The 25,093-nt window shown below is 39.7% G+C and carries 23 protein-coding genes; 5 read left to right on the top strand and 18 right to left on the bottom strand.

Translation table 11 applies throughout. From position 1 onward, the window contains the following. Positions 1–117: 117 nt before the first annotated feature. The 12 genes from glmM to VPAR_RS01415 all read right to left on the bottom strand — a co-directional run bounded on the left by glmM (position 118) and on the right by VPAR_RS01415 (position 12,210). Positions 118–1,470 (bottom strand): phosphoglucosamine mutase, encoded by a 1,353-nt coding sequence (gene glmM / locus VPAR_RS01470; RefSeq protein ID WP_012863869.1) that lies wholly within the window; start codon positions 1,468–1,470, stop codon positions 118–120. Positions 1,471–1,656: 186 nt separating this feature from the next. Then, positions 1,657–3,255 (bottom strand): NAD(P)/FAD-dependent oxidoreductase, encoded by a 1,599-nt coding sequence (locus VPAR_RS01465; RefSeq protein ID WP_012863868.1) that lies wholly within the window; start codon positions 3,253–3,255, stop codon positions 1,657–1,659. 216 nt (positions 3,256–3,471) lie between these two features. Next, positions 3,472–4,398 (bottom strand): CdaR family protein, encoded by a 927-nt coding sequence (locus VPAR_RS01460; protein ID WP_012863867.1) that lies wholly within the window; start codon positions 4,396–4,398, stop codon positions 3,472–3,474. Beyond that, positions 4,395–5,207: a diadenylate cyclase CdaA gene (gene cdaA / locus VPAR_RS01455; protein ID WP_012863866.1), complete on the bottom strand. Its 813-nt coding sequence runs from the start codon at positions 5,205–5,207 to the stop codon at positions 4,395–4,397. Before cdaA ends, VPAR_RS01460 begins: the two co-directional genes overlap by 4 nt. Positions 5,208–5,323: 116 nt before the next feature. Beyond that, on the bottom strand, positions 5,324–5,638 hold the full coding sequence (locus tag VPAR_RS01450) for an XdhC family protein (protein WP_012863865.1): 315 nt from the start codon (positions 5,636–5,638) through the stop codon (positions 5,324–5,326). Continuing rightward, positions 5,628–6,356 (bottom strand): XdhC family protein, encoded by a 729-nt coding sequence (locus tag VPAR_RS01445; RefSeq protein ID WP_012863864.1) that lies wholly within the window; start codon positions 6,354–6,356, stop codon positions 5,628–5,630. Before VPAR_RS01445 ends, VPAR_RS01450 begins: the two co-directional genes overlap by 11 nt. Beyond that, positions 6,340–7,152: a selenium-dependent molybdenum cofactor biosynthesis protein YqeB gene (gene yqeB / locus VPAR_RS01440; RefSeq protein WP_012863863.1), complete on the bottom strand. Its 813-nt coding sequence runs from the start codon at positions 7,150–7,152 to the stop codon at positions 6,340–6,342. Before yqeB ends, VPAR_RS01445 begins: the two co-directional genes overlap by 17 nt. Next, positions 7,149–7,871 carry a nucleotidyltransferase family protein gene (locus tag VPAR_RS01435; protein ID WP_012863862.1) on the bottom strand — a complete coding sequence of 241 codons (723 nt, stop codon included), beginning with the start codon at positions 7,869–7,871 and terminating at the stop codon, positions 7,149–7,151. The genes yqeB and VPAR_RS01435 overlap by 4 nt, the downstream gene beginning before the upstream one ends. Positions 7,872–7,877: 6 nt before the next feature. Then, the gene (yqeC, locus tag VPAR_RS01430) at positions 7,878–8,636 is read right to left on the bottom strand and encodes a selenium cofactor biosynthesis protein YqeC (RefSeq protein ID WP_012863861.1); all 759 of its coding nucleotides are present in this window, start codon (positions 8,634–8,636) and stop codon (positions 7,878–7,880) included. A 42-nt stretch (positions 8,637–8,678) separates the two neighbouring features. Continuing rightward, a complete protein-coding gene (locus VPAR_RS01425; protein WP_012863860.1) occupies positions 8,679–10,976 on the bottom strand; it encodes a xanthine dehydrogenase family protein molybdopterin-binding subunit in 2,298 nt (765 codons plus the stop codon). Further along, positions 10,976–11,428 carry a (2Fe-2S)-binding protein gene (locus VPAR_RS01420; protein ID WP_004693892.1) on the bottom strand — a complete coding sequence of 151 codons (453 nt, stop codon included), beginning with the start codon at positions 11,426–11,428 and terminating at the stop codon, positions 10,976–10,978. The genes VPAR_RS01425 and VPAR_RS01420 overlap by 1 nt, the downstream gene beginning before the upstream one ends. Continuing rightward, on the bottom strand, positions 11,428–12,210 hold the full coding sequence (locus VPAR_RS01415) for an FAD binding domain-containing protein (RefSeq protein WP_012863859.1): 783 nt from the start codon (positions 12,208–12,210) through the stop codon (positions 11,428–11,430). Before VPAR_RS01415 ends, VPAR_RS01420 begins: the two co-directional genes overlap by 1 nt. A gap of 155 nt (positions 12,211–12,365) precedes the next feature. Here VPAR_RS01415 and VPAR_RS01410 point away from each other — a divergent pair, with 155 nt between their 5' ends. Next, a complete protein-coding gene (locus VPAR_RS01410; RefSeq protein WP_012863858.1) occupies positions 12,366–13,250 on the top strand; it encodes an epoxyqueuosine reductase in 885 nt (294 codons plus the stop codon). A gap of 195 nt (positions 13,251–13,445) precedes the next feature. On the opposite strand, the gene yfbR is transcribed toward VPAR_RS01410, so the two are convergent. Genes yfbR through VPAR_RS01395 form a run of 3 tightly spaced genes read right to left on the bottom strand, consistent with a single transcriptional unit; the run spans position 13,446 to position 15,904 of the window. Further along, the gene (gene yfbR, locus VPAR_RS01405; RefSeq protein WP_042466674.1) at positions 13,446–14,036 is read right to left on the bottom strand and encodes a 5'-deoxynucleotidase; all 591 of its coding nucleotides are present in this window, start codon (positions 14,034–14,036) and stop codon (positions 13,446–13,448) included. A 25-nt stretch (positions 14,037–14,061) separates the two neighbouring features. Then, complete coding sequence (locus tag VPAR_RS01400; protein WP_012863856.1) at positions 14,062–14,919, bottom strand: D-alanyl-D-alanine carboxypeptidase family protein; 858 nt, start codon at positions 14,917–14,919, stop codon at positions 14,062–14,064. Positions 14,920–14,944: 25 nt separating this feature from the next. After that, positions 14,945–15,904 (bottom strand): mechanosensitive ion channel family protein, encoded by a 960-nt coding sequence (locus VPAR_RS01395; protein ID WP_012863855.1) that lies wholly within the window; start codon positions 15,902–15,904, stop codon positions 14,945–14,947. Between the two features lie 175 nt (positions 15,905–16,079). Here VPAR_RS01395 and VPAR_RS01390 point away from each other — a divergent pair, with 175 nt between their 5' ends. Next, a complete protein-coding gene (locus tag VPAR_RS01390; protein WP_012863854.1) occupies positions 16,080–16,856 on the top strand; it encodes an adenosylcobinamide amidohydrolase in 777 nt (258 codons plus the stop codon). A 262-nt stretch (positions 16,857–17,118) separates the two neighbouring features. On the opposite strand, the gene VPAR_RS01385 is transcribed toward VPAR_RS01390, so the two are convergent. The 3 genes from VPAR_RS01385 to VPAR_RS01375 form a co-directional block, all read right to left on the bottom strand. Then, positions 17,119–18,096, bottom strand: a complete 978-nt coding sequence (locus VPAR_RS01385; RefSeq protein WP_012863853.1) for an asparaginase — start codon at positions 18,094–18,096, stop codon at positions 17,119–17,121. Between the two features lie 186 nt (positions 18,097–18,282). After that, the gene (nadE, locus tag VPAR_RS01380; RefSeq protein WP_012863852.1) at positions 18,283–19,050 is read right to left on the bottom strand and encodes an NAD(+) synthase; all 768 of its coding nucleotides are present in this window, start codon (positions 19,048–19,050) and stop codon (positions 18,283–18,285) included. A gap of 8 nt (positions 19,051–19,058) precedes the next feature. Next, entirely contained in the window at positions 19,059–20,510 is a 1,452-nt protein-coding gene (locus tag VPAR_RS01375; protein WP_012863851.1) for a nicotinate phosphoribosyltransferase, read from the bottom strand. Positions 20,511–20,805: 295 nt separating this feature from the next. On the opposite strand from VPAR_RS01375, the gene VPAR_RS01370 reads away from it, so the two are divergent. The 3 genes from VPAR_RS01370 to VPAR_RS01360 all read left to right on the top strand — a co-directional run bounded on the left by VPAR_RS01370 (position 20,806) and on the right by VPAR_RS01360 (position 25,080). Continuing rightward, complete coding sequence (locus tag VPAR_RS01370; RefSeq protein WP_012863850.1) at positions 20,806–22,254, top strand: aminoacyl-histidine dipeptidase; 1,449 nt, start codon at positions 20,806–20,808, stop codon at positions 22,252–22,254. 424 nt (positions 22,255–22,678) lie between these two features. After that, positions 22,679–23,548 (top strand): CobW family GTP-binding protein, encoded by an 870-nt coding sequence (locus VPAR_RS01365; protein WP_004693915.1) that lies wholly within the window; start codon positions 22,679–22,681, stop codon positions 23,546–23,548. Beyond that, positions 23,545–25,080 (top strand): permease, encoded by a 1,536-nt coding sequence (locus tag VPAR_RS01360; protein ID WP_012863849.1) that lies wholly within the window; start codon positions 23,545–23,547, stop codon positions 25,078–25,080. The genes VPAR_RS01365 and VPAR_RS01360 overlap by 4 nt, the downstream gene beginning before the upstream one ends. The last annotated feature ends 13 nt before the right edge of the window (positions 25,081–25,093 follow it).

Raw genomic sequence — 25,093 nt, 5'->3', positions numbered from 1 at the left:
TTCCTGCAGCGACTTTACGTAGGACGGAGCAAAGGGACATATATAGGAGGGTATACCTTTAATATAAAAGTTGTAGAATGGAACCAAACGGAATGGTATCAAACTACTCATCAAGAGTTATTCAGCTAACCCTTGTTCTCTACCGATAATATCAGCGATTTCTTCACATAATGATTGTAATGTTTCTTGGTCTGGACCTTCTGCCATAACGCGAATAAGTGGTTCTGTACCAGAGGCACGTACAAGTACGCGACCTTCGTCACCGAGCTCTCCTTCAGCTGTTACGATAGCAGCTTTGATAAGATCATTGTCTTCCCAGCCAGTTTTTGTAGCGACCCGAACATTTACAAGAACTTGTGGGTATTTTGTCATAATGCCGGCCAACTCAGAAAGAGGTTGCTTTTTCTCCTTCATAAGAGCCGCCACTTGAACAGCTGTTAACATACCGTCACCAGTGGTGTTGTGATCTAAGAAGATTACGTGACCAGATTGTTCACCACCAATGGAAAGATTATGTTCACGCATGTATTCCAATACATACCGATCACCAACAGCAGTGGAAACCGTTTTCATACCAAGTTCTTCTGCTGCTTTATGGAATCCGATATTACTCATAACGGTACCAACTATGGTATCACCTTTAAGTTTGCCTTCTTCTTTCAACTTAAGAGCGCATAATAACATAATTTGATCGCCATCGAGAACTTGACCTTTTTCATCAACCAATAAACAGCGGTCAGCATCGCCATCATTAGCAATACCAAGGTCTGCATTATGTTGTTGCACAGCTACTTGCAATCCTTCGATATACGTAGAACCACAGTGATGATTGATGTTTAAGCCATCTGGATTCACATTAATATTGATGACTTTAGCCCCTAGTCCAGACAAAATTTCTGGACCTACACTAGACGCGGCGCCATTGGCACCATCATAAACGATAGTCAACCCTTCAAGGGACGTATCGATTGTGTGACGTACAAAGTGAGCATATAAATGAGCCAAGTTACTATTAAACTCAATTTTACCTATACCATTCCCTGTAGGACGTGCTAATTCATTATCTGCACTTTGACGAACATATTTTTCCAATTCATCTTCCACTTCATCAGGTAATTTATAGCCATTGCTATCAAAGAATTTAATGCCATTATCTGGATATGGATTGTGAGATGCAGAAATAACAGCACCCGCATCAAACCCTTGTTGACGTACAAGGTACGCTACTGCTGGCGTTGGGATAACGCCTGCAATCACTACATTACCGCCAACAGAACAAATGCCCGCTGCTAATGCACTTTCAAGCATAGAACCAGAAATTCGCGTATCGCGACCAATCAAGAACGTAGGATGTTCCTTTTCCTTACCAAAATGCGTTCCTGCCGCACGACCTAAATGATAGGCTAATTCTGGCGTTAAAAACTCATTAACAACACCACGTACACCATCTGTACCAAATAAACGAGCCATAATTATCCTCCTCTAAGGATTTGTGAAAGTTTCACAAGTCTATATATCTACCGTGTGTATCATTTCAATAATTACTGTTGTGTATTATATCATAATATAGAAAGCATACCTACTATAAAGTCACATCTATATTACATAAATAGTATGAATCTATACTGTAATTCAATTCATCAGTATAATTCCCCACTAATTAGGTTTTGCGTATTTTGCCATACATAAAATGGCCGTTTCCGCACCATCAAGGGCAGCACTCATAATTCCCCCTGCATAGCCAGCCCCCTCCCCCATAGGATAGAAACCTCCTACAGTAGGAGAAATGCGTTCTTCATTGCGTCCCATACGGAGTGGTGCAGAGGTACGCGTTTCAACGCCTGTCATACACACCGCAGGATCATCGAATCCACGGATACGACGGCCCCAGTATGGCAAGGCCCGCTCTAATACAGATGTGACGAATGATGGCAAGCAATCATGTAAATCACAATTTACGACACCTGGCTCATAGCTATATATACTATTTTGTACGCTAGGTGCTTGTGAAAGCCCTAAAAACTGCCCTACTGTTTGTGCAGGTGCATGGAAGTTGGAACCGCCCAACTCATAGGCTTTGCGTTCCCATTCTCGTTGGAATGCGACGCCATCCAATGGATGAGTACCAAAGTCATCTGGACCTACGTTGACTACAATAGCACTATTAGCAACACCGCTATCCCGAGCGTATAAACTCATGCCATTTACGACAACACCACCCTCTTCAGAGGCAGATGCTACTACTTGACCACCTGGACACATACAGAAGCTATATGCAGTACGGCCCGATTCTTTATCGTGGTATACGAGAGAATATTCTGCTGCGCCGAGACCCAAGCTAGATGGTTCTACACCATATTGAGACTCATCAATTATAGTCTGATCATGCTCAATACGAACCCCGATAGCAAATGGTTTTGCCGTCATTTCCACATTGCGTTTATAAAGCATTTCGTATGTGTCACGTGCACTATGGCCTACACCAGACAAAACAACAGTCGTATCAATACGCTCACTACCATTAACTTCAACGCCTACGATACGGTCATTTTCAATAAACAAATCCGTTACCTTAGAACCAAAACGGACTTCACCACCCCATTCGATGATGCGCTCACGCATGGCTTTTACCATAGTACGCAATTTATCTGTACCTACGTGAGGTTTATGTTTATATAATATTTCTTCAGGCGCACCAAACTCAACAAAGTATTTAGATATCTCATGCAAACGCGGATGGGTAATGCGAGTTGTCAACTTACCATCGGAAAAAGTTCCTGCGCCACCTTCCCCAAATTGTACGTTGGATTCAGGTTTAAATACGCCTTCCTTCCAAAATGTTTCTACATCATGACTACGTGTATCTACATCTTGACCGCGTTCAAGTACGATAGGGCGATAGCCTTCACGAGCTAAGTAAAAGGCTGCAAGCATCCCCGCAGGGCCAAAGCCCATAACAACAGGACGATGAGCTAATGGTACGGACCCAAAAACAATAGGTTCTGGATCTTCTGCAGCAAATACAGATACATCCTTTTCTTTACCAAGCTTTTTCATGACTTGAGCTTCATTATGAACCTCAATGAATAGAGTATATACAAAAACAATGTTTGGCTTCTTACGAGCATCTACGGCACGTCGAACAACATGAATCGTTTCGATAGCGCCACGTAACGGGGGATATTTCTTTTCTACAATACTTTTGATATCCGACTTAACCGTAACAGCTACGCGGAGATTTATTATTCTAATCATATCTTTCCTATTAAAGCCTCCCTTTTAGGCGAGCCTACTTCTTTAATCTTTGACCAAAATTCTTTACCACTTGATCTGTAAGAAAATAGTTATACATCTTTATTATACAACACTACTATAAAAGCTAATATATAAATCATAAAAAGGCCCTAATAGAGAAATATTCACTCTATTAGGGTCTTCATCGCAAGATTTCAAAGCCTCATAAAAAACTTATCATCCATTAAGTACTTTCTTTTGTATTTCTACTTTCACCCGTACCGTTGTGGTATTGCTATTAACACCATTTGGTAACACTAAATTATAGTTTCCCTGTACAGTTTCGGTAGCACCCGATACATCGATAGGTTCTGTTTGTATTTCTGTAACGGAATCAATCATTTCTTCACGACCGGTAACCGTTAGTTGCGTTGGTGTAGCAGACGTAGATTTAACTTCATAACCTTCTGCTACTGTACCAACAGTCGGAACAGTAATAGGAACTGCCTTTTCTTTACGTAATAAGTTAAGTTCATATTGTGCTTGACCTTGGTTTGGATTAATATGTACATCCAGTACATTACCTGCCGTATCCCAAGCTTCTAAGGTACTAACAGCGCTAAAGTTCTTCGTTTGACCAGCCACATTGACTTTCATGACAACCTTGCTCACTGCATTAACTTGTTGCTTACGACCAGAAACAGTTACCTCTTTCGGCACAATCGTTACCGATTTCAAAGCAATATCATCAGAGAACTTACCGATTGGAACTATTTCAACAGGAATCGTTTTCTCTGCATATTCGTCAACATTGATGGTGATGGTATCTGGTTTAACCTCCACAAGATTCATTCCTGCCGGAGGAGTAAAATTAATAGTTACATTATTTTGACCTGGTTTTACACCGGATGCATCAATATAAGCTCGTAAATTATCTGATTTCATAGACATAATGGTATCTCGTGGACCAGCCAGAACAACACGGACCACATCTGGTGCGTCTTCTATGATATAGCCAGAATTGAGATTTTGAACCTGTACAGGTATTGTGTAGGTTACTTCCATCACAGGATTCTGATCGCGCATAATAAAGAACCACATGACGATAGCTGCTAACAAGGATAATAATTTAGCAGGCCAATTGCGTTTCAAATGAATCATCATTTATTTGCCCTCCATTTCCACATACTAGTAATGGTTTGACGAGGGCGTTCCATAAAGGTGCGCAATGCCTCTTTAATTTGATCCTCTGGTAAATGGCGATAAATATGACCGCCATATGTATAAGAAATGGTCCCTGTTTCCTCACTGACAACGATTACAACAGCGTCAGTTTGCTCAGACAAGCCAATAGCTGCACGGTGACGTGTACCTAGTTCAGTACTCAATGTGCGGTCCTCAGTCAACGGCAACAAACAGCCTGCTGCACGAATTCTCCCATCACGAATAATCAAGGCCCCATCATGAAGCGGTGTACTAGGAACAAAGATATTTTTAATCAACTCGCGGCTCAATACAGCATCGATAAGAATACCTGTATCTACAAAGTCATTGAGACCTACTTCACGTTCAAAAACGATAAGTGCCCCCGTATGTTCACGAGACATAACGCGAGCCGCAGCCATTACTTCATTAATGGCCATATCCATTTCTTCTTCGTTTACATTTTGTGCCTTGCTGAAAATTCGTCCACGCCCCAATTGTTCTAGAGCACGACGCAATTCTGGTTGGAATACAACCGGTAACGCAAAGAGAAGAACGGTCATACTTTGTTGCAAAATCCAGTTGATAACGTATAGATTTAATAAATGACTCAATAAATTTAAAATTGCCAACATGACGAGACCTTTTAAAAGAGAAACGGCCCTCGTATCTTTAAGCAATTTATATAAATAGTAAATACCAATGGCAACGATTATGATATCAACAATATCAAGAAGCCTAAAGGTATGTATAAGTGCGTCAATATGCATAAAAATAGCTCCTTATACAAAATAATAAGGTACAATCAATTCTTTGACTGTACCTTATATTTTAACTCATTTTGAGAGTACTGTAAATTTATAAACAAACGCTGAATGAGATTTTATTAGATGTTTTGTGTTTCAATCCATACATCCATTTGGCCACCACAGACCATGCCTTCTTTAACAGCTACGTCATCATCAAGGAGAACATCAATACGACGGTGAGCTTCTTTTTTATTCAAGGAGTCCACAGCACTTAGGCGGATTTCATTTTCTGCACGACCGCCGCCAATAGTGCCAAAAATAGATCCATCAGGAAATACAACCATAGATGTACCAGCTTTACGAGGTGTGGATCCACGAGTATATAAAATAGTCGCTACTGCTAAGGTTTCGTTTTTACGTTCACTAAGATATTCAATAAACTCACGATTCATGGATCACTCTACCTTTCCGCAATGAGCCGCCTTTTTTACCACGTACCACTGCCAAATATTCACTAACGATAGATAATGCAATCTCCTCAGGTGTTTGTGCACCAAGGTCTAGACCAATTGGAGCATAAATCATATCTAACTCATCTTGGGTCCAACCTTGCTCACGCAACACTTCAAAAGCATGATGAATGCGTTTTTGGCTACCCATAACACCCATATACGTAGGCAAGTAACCACGCAATTGTTCTAAACATATATTATCGTACTCATGAGCACGCGTCACAATGATAAAGCCATTATATTCATCAAGAGGTAAATCATTCTTGAAGTTTTCTAAAGGTAAGCACTTACGTGTAACACGTTCATCAAAGAATTCAGGAACTACATATTCTGGACGGTCATCTACAACTGTAACACGACAGCCAATAAACAACAGCAAATCAGTAATAGCTCGGCTAACATGACCTGCGCCTAATACGAGAACTGACGGATCATTTTCTACAGGTTGTACGAAACACTCCATTTCGCCTACCATGCAGAGAGAGTTTAGCTTTGCTTTATCTACAGTAAATCCTTCAATAGGAGTTCCGTATAGAACACTTCCATCTTCAGCATAAATAGTCTTATCCCCTTGACGAGGACCGGATAGAACTGTAACCATCACGGTAGTTTCAGTAACCTGTAGACGATTTTTCATCACATCATAAATTGTTTCCATCTAGATTCCTTTCATAATCCCAAGCGGTAACAGCCTCTAAAACGCCACCACCAACAGCTAGAGATTTATCTGAAATACTATAACAATGAGACTCTTCACAACGAGCATCCACATCAGCCAACTTAAAATGATCTGATACGATGAGCCCACTTTTTAAAATTCCTCGTAGAATGCCTGTAATTTTAGCTCGGACTGGTTCTTCATCAACATAACCAATCACCTCATTGGCTTGTACAGAATCCCCAATATGCCGTTTTGCTGTAAATAGTCCAGCCTTTGGAGAATGGATAACGCGCTCATGAGTGTAGCCACCTACATTTCCAGGGATACCTGTATTAGGTTGAGCCGGCCCATCATAGATACAGCGACCTAATGAATGGCCACGCATCGTTTCAATGACCACATCTACATCTTCTCCAGCAGTAAATCCAGGGCCAACACCTATAACGAGCTCTGCATCATCTCGTTTTGTTCCAAGATTCTTTTTACTCAAAATAGCATCGACTACAATCTCTGGTTTTAAAGTGTCCAATAATTCCTCATATGAGCTAGTGACAACGGGAATGATTTCCTGTGCCAATGTATCCTTCACTTCACCAATAGACACATGACGAGCAACAAAACGTTCCAAAATCATTTCTCCACGATGAACCGCATTACCGTAACATACTTCGCGGCGAATCATGGTAGGAATCGCTATTTCACTAATTACAACGGGATAGCCCGCCCGTCTCAATCTATATACAGCACCGGAAGCGATGTCTCCACCTCCACGCATAAGTACCAATGGTTTCATAATGCCTCACTTTCACGATGTTTCAAACGCTCAAAATCATCGGGTGTGTCAATATCGTCGCCAACATCATCACTAATCCATAATTTCACGACATGGGCTTGACCCTCACCACGAATAATGGTCTTACCGCCTTGATCCCCTTGAATCTGTTGTAAAAAATCAAACCAATGGGAACCAAAGAGAACGGGATTTCCCGAATGACAATTCGCCCCATAATGTGGAACAACGATAGTTTTCGGATGAAAGTTATCACTAAATGCACTAATGACCTCATGTACAACAGCACTCGTCAGAAGTGGTTGATCCCCTACTGAACAGAGAATACCGTCTAGCGGTATGGGCGCCGTATTCACCAAATGATGTACTCCCAACGCTATGGATACTCCTTGCCCCAGTTCAGGATGGTCATTTCGAATCGCCTCAAAACCATAGCTTGTGACAATAGATTCTAGTTTCTCATGATCATCACCAGTAACCGCCACAAAAGGTAGTTTACAGGACATAGTTGAAACTACCTGTCCACCCCATCCACATTGAAGAGCCCCACAGACCGCATCTAGAACAGTCTTACCACGCCATGGTAAGAGTTGCTTATTACATCCCATGCGCTTGGATTGCCCTCCCACAAGGAGGACAATGCCAATATGCAAAGGACGACGGTCTATGGGGTCTCTCATGGGAATAAAAGCGGTATCACAATTTGCTTTCATAATAGTCATGAGTACCTACCGACATTGAATAATGCGACGGATTTCACAACTTGCTTTATATCCATCAGCCAAAATGATAGCCGTAATATCGCTATCAACAATATGATCAATAAAATCATCGATAATGCGATGTTGCACTGTTTCATAACCAGTACAGAACAATATTTTCTTGCCTTTACTATATTGGAATAAACCTTGTTTATGCAAAACAAGATCAGCCAACATACGCGGAGTTACAATAGCCCCCATATCGCGTTTTACGATATCTTGAACGAGCTCGATATTATGTACGTGCTCATCATCTAATGGGGCCCCTAGCATTTGTAGATTTACGAGACCAATCGTAGTCTTTGTAAGAGATGGAATGACAGGCTCAGTCGTCTTAGGCGCCTTGAGCCATTTTTCCTTCGCTCCATCTGCTTCTACAACAATTTGCCAATTTGGATGTAACTTGGCTAAACCATCGATAAGATCACAATCTAAGGAGTCTACCTTTGTTCCTGTAATTCCAGCGAACCACGCACCACAATAGCCACGTAAAAGACGGTCGGTACAATACTCATCGGCTTCATTAATATTTCGAGTATAAATCGGTTCATAATGAGCGACCTGAGATTCATAGAGTCGAGTCGTAGTCGTAACTACGATGGGCTGACCTTTCAGCCGTCCATATTCTACTAGTTTTGAAAGCACAGTCGTTTTACCGCCTGCCCCAACAAGAGCAACGATTCCCGGCTGAATCAATCGATTCCAATAGGATGTTTGTGATGTCATAGAACCAGGCCTCCTTAGAAAGTAAAAAGTAGATAGAAATCTCTATACTTTATATTTCTCGTCCATAGCCATAAATACCTTCTCAGGTGTCATAGGTAATGTACGAAGATCCGCACCAACTGCATTTTTAATGGCATGTTGGATAGCAGGACAACCAGTGTTGATAACAACTTCACCAATAGATTTAGCACCAAAGCCGCCTGTAGGTTCATAAGATTCTACGAAGTCTGTATGTAACTCACCGATATCTTGACGGGTTGGAATTTTATAAGTCATAAGGTTACTTGTTTCTAAGCGACCACTATTAGAGTAACGTACCTCTTCATATAAGGCCATCCCGATAGCTTGTACTACACCACCCTCAACTTGAACGCGAGCCAATTTAGGGTTGATAACAGTACCGCAATCGATACAAGAGTAGAAATGAAGAGGAATAACCTTACCAGTTTGTTTATCTACTTTTATCTCAGCAATAGATGCCATGAATGGAGGTGGGGATGTATGACTACCCCATGTAGCGAAACCAGACAATTGCTCTGCATTAGCACCAACTAATAATTTTGGTGCCAGTTGATGGATATCCATTGTTTTGGAGCCATCTTTTGTCGTAGCTACAACGCCATCAAAGTCAACGTTTCCAACATCGGTTTCAAAGAATTGAGCAAATTTAGCAATAATCTTAGTGCGTAATTCTTCTGCAGCCATCTTAGCAGCAGTACCCGTTACATAGGTTGTACTAGATGCGTAGGACCCTGGATCGAATGGTACGATATCTGTATCTGATTCAATAACAGTCATATATTCCATAGGACAACCTATTACTTCACAGGCCATTTGCGTCAATACGGTATTAGACCCCATGCCCATATCAGAAGACCCAGTATACAATGTATAATTGCCATCGTCACCAAGTCGGATTTCAACAGATGCTACGTCGATATTTGCGACACCAGAGCCTTGTAATGCTAAAGCCATGCCAAGTCCACCGCGATAGCGCTCATCGATGTCCCAAGAATGAGGGCGTTCATCCCAACGAGCCATTTCTTTTACACGATTTACAGTATCTTGGAAAAGACCAGAATCAAGATATTCATCTGGAGCATATACTAAGCTTTGTTCACCTTCCGCTATTAAGTTCTTCTGACGTAGTTCAGCTGGATCAATCCCCATCTTGTCAGCCAATTGGTTAACAGCACATTCTAATGGCCACAAAGCTTCTGTTGCACCGTACCCACGGAAAGCACCACCTGGAGTTTGGTTAGTATACACCCCCTCTGTACCATAATGAACAGCAGTAGCTTTGTTGTACAAAGGCACAGATTTATGTTCACCAGCCGTAGTAGTAGTGAAGCAATGAGTTGCATGTGCCCCAGCGGCTGTGATGGAGTCCATATCAATAACTTTAATAATGCCATCTTTTGTAGCACCTACACGAATTTTCCATTCACGAGCATGACGTGTAGTGGAGCAAGTTTGTGCTTCTGTACGATCGTATAAAAGATAACAAGGTTTTTTCAATGTCCACGCTACGAAAGCTGTCATAATTTCTGTACAAGCTGTTTGTTTAGAACCGAAGCCACCTCCAATACGAGGCTTAATTACACGGACTTTTGTAGCCGGAATACCGAGTGCACGAGCGATGTGACGGCGTACATGGAATACGATTTGCGTAGAGGATACAATAACTACACGACCTAGCGCATCTATATATCCAAAGCTTTGGAATGGTTCCATCGTTGTTTGGCGTGTAGCCTGGTCAAAGTATGTACCTTCTGCCACGTAATCACATTTAGCGAGTTCTGCTTCCACATCTCCTACCCGTTTGTGATAGGATACGCAAATATTGCGTTTGTAATCTTGACCTACGGGGATATTGTTATGAATATCATCCTCAGGATGTACTATAGTTTCATGGTCGATAGCAGTGTGCATATCAAGTACAGGTTTCTGTACTTCGTATTCAACCTTGATAAGCGGCATTGCTTTAAGCGCTGTAGCCTCATCTTTTGCTACGATGAGAGCTACTTCGTCTCCAACATAGCGAACTACTGGGTCCAAGATGAGCGCATCATAAGCGGATGGCTCTGGATATGTTTGACCTGCTAATGTAAATCGCGTATTAGGCACATCTTCATAAGTAAAAATAGCTTCTACGCCAGGGATCAATTTAGCTTTAGATGTATCAATAGATTTGATGCGCGCTTGAGCATGAGGGCTACGAAGAACCTTAATAACAAGCGCATCTTTGGGAACAAAATCGCCAGTATAAGACGGTTTACCAGACAAAATACCTTTTGAGTCAACTTTGTCATAGGATTTACCAATATGCTTGTTCATCATTATAGGCCTCCTTCTAAGAATTTACGAACTCCTCGAAGTTGTGATTCATAACCAGTACAGCGGCACAAGTTACCTATAAGGTATTCGCGAATTTCATCATCGCTAGCCTTTGGATTTTTGCGTTTCAAATTGATAGCACTCATCATCATGCCGGTTGTACAAAAACCACACTGATCTGCGCCTTCACTTGCGATACAAGCCGCCAATAATTCAGCTTCCTCTTGTAAGCCTTCTAATGTAGTAATCTTATGGCCTGGCGCACGAAATGTAGGATAAGCACAAGACAAAATAATTTCATCATCCACCCATACAGTGCAAAGGCCACAGTTTGTGGTGTCACAGCCACAGCGGACACTGTAATAGCCAAGATTGCGCAATGTATCTAACAACATCTCATCAGTTGGCACATTAACAGTTACATTTTTGTTATTAATATTAAGTACGAGTTCCATTATTGTGCCACCTCCTTAGCTAAGCGTTGAACCATTGCTTTTACCATCTCCATACGATATTCTTTGGACGCATGAGAGTTAGATTGATAAACCAGTTCTTCAGATGCCAATTGAGCTGCCTCTTTTGCGGCAGATAATCCTCTTTCTGAAAGCAAAGCACTTGCTTTTTCTGCTAATTGAGGTGTACCAGGTCTTGTGCCGATGTATAATTCAACGCCTTTTTCGTCATGGCGAAGAGCACCTGTCAATAATGGGAAGTCGCCACGAGAGATGCGAAGAGCTTCAACAGCTACAGGTACATCTACTTTAGGGATGCGAATCTCCACGAGAATATCACGTTCTCTATATGTCATATAGTCTTGCATGGACATACGCCCACCTTTAAAGGTAACGATGTCTGCATGCACGGCCAATAGCGCAGGGATGATATCAGAGAAGCCAAATTTACTTGCTACAGAACCGCCCATGGTAGCAATATTTCTAAATTGAATGCCAAGAATCTCCTTAACACCTTTAACTACGGCACCGCCGCAGAATTGTTGTAAAGGCTCAAAACGTTCCACATCTCCTTGTGTCGCCATAGCGCCAATTACAAACTCCTTATCTTCTTCACGAACATAACGCAAATCAAGACTCGCCATATCAATCACTGATGGCCAAGTACGTCGTCCTAGACGCAGCCAACAGCCTCCCGCTAGCATAGGAGCAGTTTTGTTCTTTGTGGCTAATTCATAAGCCTCTTCCACCGTCTTCGGTTGTAATACTTTCATAAATGCTAACATAATCTGTCCTCTCAATGGTATACTAATACTAACAGAATTACGGTGCTAACTATAAAAATACAGTTGTCACCAAACTACAAACCTAATAAAAATCTATAGAATCCCACGCATTTCTTATACTTTTATTTTACCAATTATTTACCACTAAATCTACGATGAAAGATATAAATTTACAGGAAATTTGCAAAGAATTACATATTTATGAATTTGGAATTGCCTCATGGCCACTACCTGAACAGGCCAAAACTATTTTATTTGAAAGCAACCCATGCCCCTTTACTACGGCAGATGTAGAGGCAAGACTACTAGGAACGACTCGGTTTATGCCCAAAAGTGCCATCGTTTGTCTATTCCCGTACCATGTACAACACAAAGGCCATGCCAATCTATCGCGCTATACATGGTCAACAGATTATCACCTGGTCATTAATGAATATTTAGAACGTCTTATTGAAAGATTACAAATAATTGATGACTCGGCTCAGTTCTCCATTCATTGCGACACCTCTCCTTTAGCAGATCGGTACATGGCCTACTTGGCGGGTCTCGGCTTTTACGGAAAGAACAACTGTTTTATCAGTCCTAAGTGGGGTTCTTATGTCGTTATTGGCACAATTTTAACAACACTAGAGCTCGAGCCAAACGCCCCCCTTGAGCAGTCCTGCATGGGATGCAATCGTTGTATTACAGCGTGCTTAGGTCAATGTTTAGGTCATGACGATTTTAAATACAACACTTGTAAAAGCTACTTAACTCAGAAAAAAGGAGAACTCACCGATAAAGAGGAACATATTCTCGCTAAAACACCACTCGTATTTGGTTGTGATGTGTGCCAAGAGGTATGCCCCCACAACAAAAATATTCCAACTACGCCCATCCCAGAATTCCAACAGATAGAACCGTATGTCAATATAGACGAACTGGAAGCACTAACGAACAAAGAATTCAAAGCAAAATATGGCCATCGAGCCTTCTCGTGGCGAGGTAAAAAAATACTAATGAGAAATCAAGAGATTATAGATAGGAAAAGTAAACTATAATATTCAATAAGGGATAATAATTAACAAATACGCTTATAATAATTATTATTAAACAAACTAACAAAAATTTGATAAAGCATTAGCAACATAATCTACAAATCTTTAGAATCAAAAAGAGACGGCCCAAATGAACTATACCTTCAAAATTGTGTCCAATTTTTGGGGTACAGCTCAAGAAGTCGTCTCTTTTAGTAATTATTTAATTTCGTAATAGTTCAACTCATCCAAACTCTTACCAAGAGCAGGGATATATATTTCAAGAAACATATCTACCTCAGGCATATTTAGATTTTTCAACTTAGCTAAGATAGAGTCATGTGCCTCTTTAAACTCATCATTCCCTGCCTTGAGCTCTTTGACGCATTTCATATAGGCTGAAATTATATCGGCAGCCTTAACGAGAGGCCATTCTGGACTAGCCTCTGCATCAACAAGTATAGGCTTATAAACAGATTGTAACCGGTCTGGCAAGGTTGATAGCATTTTTTCTTGCGCCAAAGTTTCAACCTCACCATACAGTTCCCGCAACTTTGGATCAAAATACTTGATTGGTGTCGGCATATCTCCTGTAAAGATTTCGCTCACCTCATGATACATAGCTATGACAGCTACCTTATTGATATCTACATTCCCACCGAAGTATTCATTTTTTATGGCCCCTAAGTTGTGCGCTACCATAGCCACTTCAAGGCTATGTTCTTGAATATTTTCTATTTCCGTATTTCGCATGAGGCTCCATCGATTGATGAAGCGCATGCGTTTTAAAAATGCAAAAAATGAACTCATATGTCCCCCATTACACAATAGGTCCTTAAATTACCCCACGGAGTTTAAATCCATAATCAAGGAATTGTACAGCTTCTTCCCAACGATTATCATCATTAAGCATAACTACAATCATAGTATGGCCCTTCCGTGTGGCAGACGCAATCAAACATTCTCCTGCTGCGTTTGTAAAACCTGTTTTCAAGCCATTCGCACCTGGATATTTATTGCGAATAAAATGGTTTGTAGTACGAATTGTTTCTGGTGCACGGTTTTGATACGGCACCTTGTAATAATCATTAGCAACCTTGTCACGGAACATTTGGTATTTCATGCCGTACGCTGCAATCATCGCTAAATCACGAGCCGTAGAATGGTGACCCTTTTGTGTTAATCCATGAGGATTCAAGAACACACTATTCTTTGCACCCGCTTTTGCAGCAATACGAGTCATATCCTTAGCAAATTTATCTACAGAACCGCTTACATTTTCGGCTACTACAACGGCCGCATCATTGCCACTAGCAACCATCATACCTTCAAGAACACCTTCCAATGTAATCTGATCGCCTACGCGAACCCCTAGGTTTGATTCTTCCATGCTCGTTGCATAGCTACTTATCGTAGCTAATTCATCAAGCTGTGTTCCCTTTAGTTCTAAAGCAGTTAACAAGGTAACCATTTTCGTAGTACTAGCTGGATGCATCCACTTATCTGGATTCTTTGCAAATAAAATTTCTTTTGTATCTGCATCAATAAGGACTACGGCCTCACCAATAGTAGAAGGAGGTGTAATGTATGCAGCTTGAGCAACACCAGCACCTATAAATACGATTCCTATAAAAGTTATGGCCAATACCAATTTCTTATAAAATATATGAATATTCGTCGTTAAAAGTGTCATCACTCTCGTTCTACCTTCCAGTATCCTAACTTTCAAGACTATTATCTATTTCTACATTTGTAGTAGTTGCTTTTTTCTTTGTCCCTTTAATTTCACCTGTCGATGTATCTACATTTTGAATATATACTACATGTTGAGGATCATTTTGAATATATACTACACGCTGAGGATATGGAATGTCGATGCCATATTTATCAAAAGCATCTTTTACATCAGACATAATGCCGTATTGAACAGCGAGGAAATCCTTCGACTTAACACGAGCATAAGCGGCGATTCGTACAGAATTGTCTCCAAATTCAGAGATACCTATTTCCATATTCTTCGGATTAAGGACACGTTTATCTGCTGCAAAAATATTTTTTAAGATTTTTATTGCTTCATGATGATCATTATTATAACCAATGTCAAACGTAAATGGGATAACGCGTTCTGAAGTATAAACAATGTTAGTTACAGCTTGGGATGTAAGAAGAGAATTAGGTATGTATACATTCTTTTGATCTTTTGTAGTAATAACTGTATACATAAATTGGATTGATTTAACACTGCCGACTACATCACCTACCTGAATAACGTGACCCGCTCTAAAAGGCTTGAAGATAAGAATTAATAAACCAGATGCTAAATTAGAAAGGTTATTCTGTAAGGAGAGACCAATACCTAAACCAAAAGCACCAAAAGCAGCTATAAAAGATGTTGTAGGAACACCAATTTGGTTTAAGCAAATCAATACTAACCCTACTAGCAAGGCGTAATTAATAATTTGAGTGATAAAGCTCATTGCTGCTGAGTCATAGGAAGCTTTTGTCATAATGCGAACAGCAAAAGCTTTTACCCATTTAATAGCATATCGCCCTATCCAAAATAAAATTAACGCTAATAAGATATTTCCAGCTTGTGCAAAGAACCAGTCCCTCATTTGAATTAATATATTAGCGTCTTTAAAAAGAAATTCAGAAACAGCACTTAAGAAATTAGCCATAATAACCATCCATAATATAAATCTATACAATAACAAATATACGTCTCAACATAATGTCAATATAATAACAGTAAACATATATGCTATAATTTTACATATGCATTCGCAATACGATAATAAAGATATTATATCGTTATATTCCATATATAACAATCATAAAACTAGGGAGACTTACATGTTCAAAAATCTATACGAAGCACCCCAAGAACTCGCTACTGGAGGCTATGTAACTAGAGAGTTACACTCCGTCACGGTACACTTTGACGATATCCACTATTCTCTTTCGAGCGGACAATTAAATGGTGGCTATCACCATACTCTAGCCGTACGTAATCAACAGCTAACATATCAAATCGAAACAGAAAAAGATTTACCCGGTGGCTCTGTAGCCGATTATTTAGCTCAAGAATTTGAGCACATTGATACACCTGTTCATTTTAGTACAGCCCTCCTCACGTCTGCCACAATGCATCTACACGCCTATGCCAAAGTCGAAGAACATGATACTATCGTAGAAACTATCGTGACTGCAGGCTATGAAAAAACGGCACATCGCGCAGGTACAGGTTATTGTTATGAAGAGCGTGATGGAGACTTCATAGTACCAGGCACAATTAATATCCTCGTATTTACAAATAAAGCTTTAACAGATAGCGCTATGGTAAAAGCTATCATGACGATTACCGAGGCTAAAACCGCAGCCCTACAAGATTGGAATGTTGAAAGCGTACGCCTCCATCCGTTTATTAACGAAGACATTCCTGACGCAATTACGAAAGAACGCAAAACATCTGCCACAGGTACCTCTACAGATGGTATCGTTCTCACCATCGATACAAATGGAGATATCTTAACCGATGCTGGCTCCTTCTCACTATTTGGAGACACTTTAGCCAAGGCCGTCTATGTAGGCGTACAAAGAGCACTAGAAAATGCTATTGGAGCTGAATAATCCTATCTTGTGATATCCAAAAACATCTAGAATGCCCCCAAATTATCATTCAACACCCCACTCATATATGAAAAATATAATACAAATGAAAAACCGCACATCCTAGGCGATCGGAATGTGCGGTTTATTGCATATAAAACTGTTACATGTAGTATAATTCTTGAAAATGAATATCAAATTAAATTTTGAGATATTTTCTCAACTTTTATTAAATTAATTATTAGTTCAAAGAATCATTATGTTCCATAAATATTATGTGCTTTTAATAATCATAGAAGAATTGTTGTAACTTTTTAAGATTTTTAGTTTTTGTAAGCCCTAGCATCAATAAAATACGCGCTTTTTGTGGACTTAAAGTATCACATACTAGATAGTTTGCCAGTGCATCTTGTGGCACTGCAGATACCATACCACTACCGGTACGAGAAGCACGTACCGTTGGAAACTTTGTATTCTGTGTGATTTGACGTACGTTTTGTGGGATTGTACCATGACCAAGACCTGTTAAGATTAAACCGTCAGGATTTGTAGCAACTACACTCATAGGCACCATATCATCCATACCACCATAGCAAGTCATTATAACTACACGAGGCAACTCAGATAATTTACTTACATCAAATACAGAGTCTTGCGTATGTCGGCGAGTCGACGTTTTATAATAATGGGCAATACCATCTTGTACAATACCAAGATGTCCCACTAATGGGCTATCAAAAGTCGCTACATTAGTAGTGTTGCATTTAGATACATCCCTTGCCCCATCAATGTAGCCATTTAATACGACTACCACCCCTTTACCTACAGACGATGGTGTTCTCGCTACTTGGATTGCTTGCAATAAATTAATCGGCCCGTCTGCACTAATAGCACCTGCAGGTCTCATAGATCCAGTAATAACAATAGGCTTGTCTGTATGAACTGTCAGATTCAGAAAATACGCTGTCTCCTCCATGCTATCTGTGCCATGAGTAATGACCACACCACCGATATCATCTCGATTAACCAATTTTTGCACCAACTTAGAAAGTTCTAACCAGTGATTTACGGTAATATCGGAGCTTTCAATATTACTAAACTGAGTATATGTATAAGGACCATACGGTTTTGTACCAGGTACGGAGGCTAAGATTTCGTCAAGTCCTAACACCCCTGCCGTATAGCTCGTTAAATCCGTATTTGAAGCACCTTTTCCAGCAATAGTTCCTCCAGTACCAATCAAAGCGATTTTTGTATCCATATTACCTCCACTATAAAACTATAAAATAATTATTGTTATTAAATTTAAACTAAGTACGATTCAATAAGGCTGGTCAATAATGGCCAGCCTTATTATATTCTAAAAAATTATTTTATCTTATTTTATGGCTTCGCCCCTATAGATTCATGGATTCATCTCTATAAATCGAGATTTCTGCCTTATCAATTAAAGCTTTGGGTCAAATGATGGCATCAACTCCAATTTATGTTTATTAATTCGATTCAGATGATCTATTCGCTCTTTTGTTGGCTGATCTTCAATTTCACCAGTTCTGATATAACGATCCAGTATAGCATAGGTAAATCCCAATTTATCCTCATCCGACTGACCACTAAGACCATCACTTGGCACCTTATCAACTAAATATGATGGAATATCAAGAAGCTTGCCTATTTGAAGAACCTCTTCTACCACGAGTTGAGCTAGAGGACTAAAATCACCTGCACTATCTCCGTATTTTGTAGAATATCCTACGTAGTCTTCAGAACCATTACAAGTATTGGCTACACGAGCACCATTTGGCAAATTTTGCCCTACTGCATAGAGCGTTGTCATTCGAAGGCGAGGCGGTGTATTGATAATTGCATCCTTGGCTAAATCAGTTCTCCCCGTTACCACATCATATCCCTTAGCTTGAACGATAGCATGAGCTAGCGCCTCATAGGCAGCACCAATGTTAACTGTCATGTGAGGAATTCCTAAATGATTCACCACTGCCTGAGCATCATCAATATCGGATTGCACTCCATTTGGCATAAGAACACCAACTACGCGATTTGCACCAAGAGCTTCTTTGCAAAGAGCTGCCACGATAGTAGAATCCTTACCACCTGAAATACCGACTACAGCACTACAGTTAGGACCGTTTTGACTAAAATAATCTCTAATCCATTGAATAAGGGCATTCTTTGTAGATTGTGGATTTTCTAACATAGGCCCTCCTATTTTTTTCGATAAATACGGTTCAATAAATCCATCTTCAATTGATAGTAGCTAGGACTCATATCAAGATAGTGACGATGTGGATTTTCAAAGCGTTGCTCTTCAGGCCAAATTTCATTAGCTAATTGATCTTGCACATATGCTCGAATTTCCTCTAGAGTTGGTAAGTCCACAACTAATTTACCATCCTTGATAATAAGCTGCTTCATCTCTTTAAAAGTGCAATTTTCAAAATATAATTCACGCCAAGGTTGCTCAGGATCGATATAACGATATGGTTCCTCTGTATCAGGTACCTCTCGCAACAATGTTAATAGATCTGCAATCGCACGACCTTTATCATTATAAACACGATATACCTTTTTTAAACCTGGATTAGTAATTTTTTCAACACTTTCAGAAATCTTGATACGCGGTTCCCACATACCATCTTTCTCGATGCTAGCAATCTTATATACCGCACCAAATACGGGGTCACTCTTAGAGGTAATGAGGCGTTCCCCTACACCAAAAATATCAATAGGCCCACCTTGTATTAGCAAAGATGTGATTGTATACTCATCTAGACTATTAGATGCCATGATTTTACAATCCTCTAAACCTGCATCATCTAGCATGCGCCGTGCTTTTTTTGCCAAATACGCAAGGTCACCAGAATCTAGGCGAATTCCTTTTAAGCGTTTACCCATTGGCTCCAATACATCCTTTGCTACCTTAATAGCATTAGGCACGCCAGAATTTAACACATCATAAGTATCAACGAGGAATACTGGATTATCTGGATACACTTCGGCATAGGCTTTGAAAGCATCATATTCAGAGCCATAGTACATAACCCAGCTATGTGCCATGGTCCCACTGACAGGAATACCAAATTGTTGCCCTGCTAAAACAGTTGCAGTGGACTGAACACCACCAATATAAGCAGCTCTTGCACCGTATACAGCAGCATCTACATTATGTGCACGACGAGCACCAAAGTCAGCCACAATACGCCCATCCGCAGCGCGAACAATGCGATTAGCTTTTGTGGCAATAAGAGATTGATGGTTCATCATAGTAAGCACTGCAGTTTCTATGATTTGTGCATCTATGAGAGGTGCCACAATTGTAATAACAGGTTCATTAGGATAGATGATAGAACCTTCTGGAAAGGCATATACATCACCGATAAAAGAGAAATCTTTTAGATATGCTAAAAATTCTTCACTAAAAATACCCTGACTCCGTAAATAAGAGATATCACTTTCATCAAAGTGTAGATTTAAAATGTACTCAACGATTTGTTCGAGACCACCAAAAATAGCAAAACCGCCCTTGTCTGGATTACGTCTAAAGAAAACATCAAATGCGACGCGATCCACATTTTTTAATTTTGTAAAGTAGCCATGTGCCATAGTCATCTCATAAAAATCCATAAGCATGCTAATATTGCGGCTTTCATGTTGCATTGGTTCACCAACCTTCTAAGATCTATAGAATTTAGTTAATTGTTATTCGTTATTCGTATACCCTCATTATACAATATTATTCCTATATAGCTAGCACCTAGCATAAGCTATCCTAATAATCTTTATTGTGATATAACTATATATATACAATAATAATTTATATAGTTCGTATGTATGAAAGGACCTAGTCTAGGTTGTAAAACAAGCGACCATTACGCTACAATATTTTATATTGTTTTAAAAGCTTTCAATAATACATACATCTCTATTTTACATGAGAATGAAAGGTACCATTATGGAAACAATCGTTCAAGCAAAACGCGTTTTAGAAATTTTTAAAGAAATGAGCCAAATCCCTCGTGAGTCCGGCAATGAAAAAGGCATCAGCGATTACATCGTGAACTTTGCCAAACATTTAGGTCTTGAAGTTCATCAAGACGAAATCTTTAATGTAGTTATCAAAAAGGCTGCATCTCCAGGTTATGAAAACCGTCCATCCATCATTTTACAAGGCCATATTGATATGGTTTGTGTTAAAGACCATGACTCTAACCACAACTTCTCTAAAGATCCAATCGCCAATATCATCGAAGGCGAATGGATGCACGCAGACCATACAACATTAGGTGCTGATAATGGCATGGGTGCTGCTATGATGCTTGCTCTCCTTGAAGATGAAAGCCAACAACATGGACCGATGCAATTATTATTCACTACCAACGAAGAAACTGGTATGGATGGTGCCTTTGCCATTAAAGAAGGCCAAGTAACTGGCGACTACTTACTCAACCTAGATACAGAGGTAGAACATGACTTCACCGTTAGTTGTGCTGGCGGTTGCCACGTACATGTAAAAATTCCATTGTTACGCGATAACAATCAACCAGGCTATGATGCGGGCCTATCCATTACAGTAACCGGCCTCAAAGGGGGGCACTCCGGCATCGAAATCAACGAGCAACGAGCCAATGCAAACCAAGTACTAACCCGTGTGCTCTATGATATTCAACAACAATATCCTATTAGCTTAGCGTCTTTTGAAGGTGGCGTAAAACATAATGCAATCCCGTCTAAAGCAGTAGCTGTACTATCCGTACGCTCTGAAGATGTGGCAGCCATTAAAACATTGCTCGCATACCAAGAAAAACAATACCAACACGAATATAGCGTACAGGATCCAGGCCTTACATTTGTAGTTGAAGATGTTCCTACTCCTGAAATAGTATATGCAGAAGACACAACAGAAGCACTTATTACATATATCTATCTTGCACAAGATGGGGTTCATTCTGTAAGTAAGTCTATTCCAAACCTTGTAGAAACATCTAATAATATTGCTATCGTACGTGAAAATCAACATACCATTGAAATACTCATTTCTATTCGTAGTTCCAATAGTAATAGTCTTGAATTCTTAACGAAAAAAATGATGCTTCTTGCAAAAGCACTTGGCGTAGCTGCAGAGCGTACAGGTGGATATCCAGCATGGGAATACGACAAAGGATCGAAATTGGAAGAACAAGCGATTTCCTTACATAACGAAATGTTCGATACACCAGCTAATGTAAATGCTATTCACGCAGGTCTCGAATGTGGTTTGTTAAAAGGCGTATTGCCAAATACACAGATGATTAGCTTTGGGCCTACTATCGTAAGTCCTCATACACCAACAGAACGCGTTCATTTACCTTCTGTTGAAAATGTATATGTGTACCTCAAAGCATTATTAGCAAAATTACAATAAAATAAATAATTACTATATTTTTGATGTATAATTTGTTATACTATAAGCAAATAGCACATCAAATTATGAGACCCATGTAATAATGACTCTCCAACCCTCCTACAAGTAATTCAGCCAATCTCTCCAACTGAATTATCTTGTAGGAGGGATTTTTTTATAAAAATTTCTCAACTATACAAATAAATATTTATTCACATAGGAGTATTCTTTCATATGTGGACAACATGTAATGCATCATTTTATTTATAAATAATTATGAATATCAACTACATGTGTCAGTATACTCATATATAGTATATAACCTATAAATTTCAGAGAAGACTGTTAAACTCTGAGGAACTTGCTAGTCTCCATATACCCCATAGAGTATTTTCTGTGTTATCCTATAGGTGTATACTGTGTTTACATTACGCAGGAGGTATATATGATTCCAATAGTTATTATATCCGGATTTCTAGGTTCTGGAAAAACAACATTATTACAACATATATTAAAAGAACATACATCGAAAGATAAAATTCTTATTATAGAAAACGATTTTGGTGAAACTAGCCTTGATGCGACTAATCTTGCAAAAACAGGGGCTACAGTTCGCGAAGTAACCTCTGGCTGTATTTGTTGTAGCTTACAAGGAAATTTCCAGCAAGCACTACTTGATATTCTCCAAAATTACAAAATCGATATGATCTACATCGAGCCATCAGGTGTTAGCAAGCTTAGTGAAATCATCCATACTTGTAACGACGAGGACATTGCAAAATCTGCTTACGTTCACGCATCGATAACGACTGTCGATGCTATGCAAGCACCAATGTTTATCAAAAATTTTGGACTTTTCTTCAAGGATCAAATCACTCATAGTGATGCGATTTTTTTGAGCCATACAGAAGATATTCAACAAACAAGCATTACGAAACGTATGATTCGCGACCTCGCGCCACATACACCAATCCATGAAGAAGCATGGGATACCATCAGTTTGCGTGATTACATCAAGCGTCTGTATCATTGTCATGATGATCACTGTTTGCACGATGAACATTTATTTATGAGTCATACCTTTAAGGATTTACGTACTCTCAGTCTCGCACAGTGGAAAACCATTTTAGAAGGCATGCCTGATACAGTGCTTCGTGCCAAAGGGATTGTACCTACTACAGAAGGCCCACACGAACTTCAGTACGGCACACATTATTGTTCGCTTTCACCTAGTGAAACTAATGACTATAGTTTAGTCGTTATCGGAACAGATTTTAATGTACCAATGGTACATAACGAAGTGTGTCAATCATGATTCCTGTTTATATCGTTACAGGGTTTATTGGATCCGGTAAAAGCACGTTCATAAACAAACAATTACAATACCGAAAAAAACTAGGCGGTACCGCAATAATCAGCGCCGAAGAAGGCAGTGAGCCTCTTATCAAAGAGCCCTTACAACTCAATGCGGATGAACTCAGTGCCATCGTTCCTAGCGATATCAAGTCTTACGAGTTGATAGCCTGTAAAATTGCAGATTATTTAAAACGACTACAGCCAAAAGAGCTATGGATTGAGTGGAATGGCATGGTAAGCTTTCATCAACTAGAAGCCTTACTATATAGCGATATATTAAGACACCTGGTACAAATAGAAAAGGTGTTATATATTTGTACCGATCAATTTGTTTCAACCATACTCCCTGGCTTAGGTAATGACGTAATGAGTCAATTATACAGCGCAGATTGTATCATCACAGAATCCGATACACATCACGCTTTATTGCGCACCTACAACGGAGAGGCTAAAATTGTAACCACTCCCACCCCTGAAAAAGTAGAGCAGCTGTGCCGAAATTCTACATGGGGACTCATTCCCAATCTATTAGTTATTGGTGTTACAACTTATATACTATTGGTCACAGCTTTTCGCCATGACATCCCCTATTCCATCCACCAATGCTTTGCTATAATCACGGGTCTCATCATCGAAGCTATCCCATTCCTATTGCTAGGCACGGTAGGCTCAACGATTATTCGCTATTTCGTACCACAACGAGTGCTACTAAAACTGTTAGGCGACCATTCTTGGAAAAGTTATGGGGCTGCTATGGTCAGTGGCTTTGCCTTGCCAATTTGTGACTGTGCTATCATCCCCTTATTCAAGGCACTAATAGACAGAGGTATCCCTTTATCGGTAGCCCTTTTATTTATGCTCGCTAGTCCGATTATAAACCCTATCACCATTCTTTCTACTTGGTATGCATTTCCAGACAATCCTATGCTCTCCGTATGGCGTATCGTTTTAGGACTAGTTGTGGCCTTGTTAGTAGCCCTATCATTCCGATTCTGGCCTCCAGCCACATCTATATTGAAAGCAAGAGCACCACAGAGTCTTAGCTATGAAGAAATCGTTTTAGAAACAACTAAAACTAAATATATTGATAAAAAAAGATTGTTAATCCATATGGAACAAGAGTTTTCTCAACTCTTATTCTATTTCTCCATGGCGGCAACTGTACTATCTATAGTTCAAGTGTATGGCAAACCTTGGCTTCTCAATGCAGGATTAACCTTGCCAGAATTTACAGCCATTCCAATTTTGCTGATGTTAGCATTCTTCTTCTCAGTCTGCTCTACATCAGATGCTATCATCGGTAAATCCTTAAGCACTTTATTTCCTATTAGCTCCGTAATGGGCTTCCTCATCTTGGGTCCGATGCTAGATATCAAAAATGTATATATATTAAAACAATATATGCCTCCCTCATTTATCGTACGATTAAGTATAACAATTGCCGTTATGTCCTACATAGCAGCATTAGTATTCAAATTTTTTCTTAGCTAGTTTACAAACTTTT

This window comes from Veillonella parvula DSM 2008 (assembly GCF_000024945.1).
GTDB lineage: Bacteria > Bacillota > Negativicutes > Veillonellales > Veillonellaceae > Veillonella > Veillonella parvula.
This window is presented reverse-complemented; position numbering and strand designations above follow the sequence as displayed.

What these genes read in the sequence shown, in the direction of transcription:
- glmM (WP_012863869.1), bottom strand. Translation starts at nt 1,470, where the DNA reads ATGGCTCGTTTATTTGGTACAGATGGTGTACGTGGTGTTGTTAATGAG.
- VPAR_RS01465 (WP_012863868.1), bottom strand. Translation starts at nt 3,255, where the DNA reads ATGATTAGAATAATAAATCTCCGCGTAGCTGTTACGGTTAAGTCGGAT.
- VPAR_RS01460 (WP_012863867.1), bottom strand. Translation starts at nt 4,398, where the DNA reads ATGATGATTCATTTGAAACGCAATTGGCCTGCTAAATTATTATCCTTG.
- cdaA (WP_012863866.1), bottom strand. Translation starts at nt 5,207, where the DNA reads ATGCATATTGACGCACTTATACATACCTTTAGGCTTCTTGATATTGTT.
- VPAR_RS01450 (WP_012863865.1), bottom strand. Translation starts at nt 5,638, where the DNA reads ATGAATCGTGAGTTTATTGAATATCTTAGTGAACGTAAAAACGAAACC.
- VPAR_RS01445 (WP_012863864.1), bottom strand. Translation starts at nt 6,356, where the DNA reads ATGGAAACAATTTATGATGTGATGAAAAATCGTCTACAGGTTACTGAA.
- yqeB (WP_012863863.1), bottom strand. Translation starts at nt 7,152, where the DNA reads ATGAAACCATTGGTACTTATGCGTGGAGGTGGAGACATCGCTTCCGGT.
- VPAR_RS01435 (WP_012863862.1), bottom strand. Translation starts at nt 7,871, where the DNA reads ATGACTATTATGAAAGCAAATTGTGATACCGCTTTTATTCCCATGAGA.
- yqeC (WP_012863861.1), bottom strand. Translation starts at nt 8,636, where the DNA reads ATGACATCACAAACATCCTATTGGAATCGATTGATTCAGCCGGGAATC.
- VPAR_RS01425 (WP_012863860.1), bottom strand. Translation starts at nt 10,976, where the DNA reads ATGATGAACAAGCATATTGGTAAATCCTATGACAAAGTTGACTCAAAA.
- VPAR_RS01420 (WP_004693892.1), bottom strand. Translation starts at nt 11,428, where the DNA reads ATGGAACTCGTACTTAATATTAATAACAAAAATGTAACTGTTAATGTG.
- VPAR_RS01415 (WP_012863859.1), bottom strand. Translation starts at nt 12,210, where the DNA reads ATGTTAGCATTTATGAAAGTATTACAACCGAAGACGGTGGAAGAGGCT.
- VPAR_RS01410 (WP_012863858.1), top strand. Translation starts at nt 12,366, where the DNA reads ATGAAAGATATAAATTTACAGGAAATTTGCAAAGAATTACATATTTAT.
- yfbR (WP_042466674.1), bottom strand. Translation starts at nt 14,036, where the DNA reads ATGAGTTCATTTTTTGCATTTTTAAAACGCATGCGCTTCATCAATCGA.
- VPAR_RS01400 (WP_012863856.1), bottom strand. Translation starts at nt 14,919, where the DNA reads ATGACACTTTTAACGACGAATATTCATATATTTTATAAGAAATTGGTA.
- VPAR_RS01395 (WP_012863855.1), bottom strand. Translation starts at nt 15,904, where the DNA reads ATGGCTAATTTCTTAAGTGCTGTTTCTGAATTTCTTTTTAAAGACGCT.
- VPAR_RS01390 (WP_012863854.1), top strand. Translation starts at nt 16,080, where the DNA reads ATGTTCAAAAATCTATACGAAGCACCCCAAGAACTCGCTACTGGAGGC.
- VPAR_RS01385 (WP_012863853.1), bottom strand. Translation starts at nt 18,096, where the DNA reads ATGGATACAAAAATCGCTTTGATTGGTACTGGAGGAACTATTGCTGGA.
- nadE (WP_012863852.1), bottom strand. Translation starts at nt 19,050, where the DNA reads ATGTTAGAAAATCCACAATCTACAAAGAATGCCCTTATTCAATGGATT.
- VPAR_RS01375 (WP_012863851.1), bottom strand. Translation starts at nt 20,510, where the DNA reads ATGCAACATGAAAGCCGCAATATTAGCATGCTTATGGATTTTTATGAG.
- VPAR_RS01370 (WP_012863850.1), top strand. Translation starts at nt 20,806, where the DNA reads ATGGAAACAATCGTTCAAGCAAAACGCGTTTTAGAAATTTTTAAAGAA.
- VPAR_RS01365 (WP_004693915.1), top strand. Translation starts at nt 22,679, where the DNA reads ATGATTCCAATAGTTATTATATCCGGATTTCTAGGTTCTGGAAAAACA.
- VPAR_RS01360 (WP_012863849.1), top strand. Translation starts at nt 23,545, where the DNA reads ATGATTCCTGTTTATATCGTTACAGGGTTTATTGGATCCGGTAAAAGC.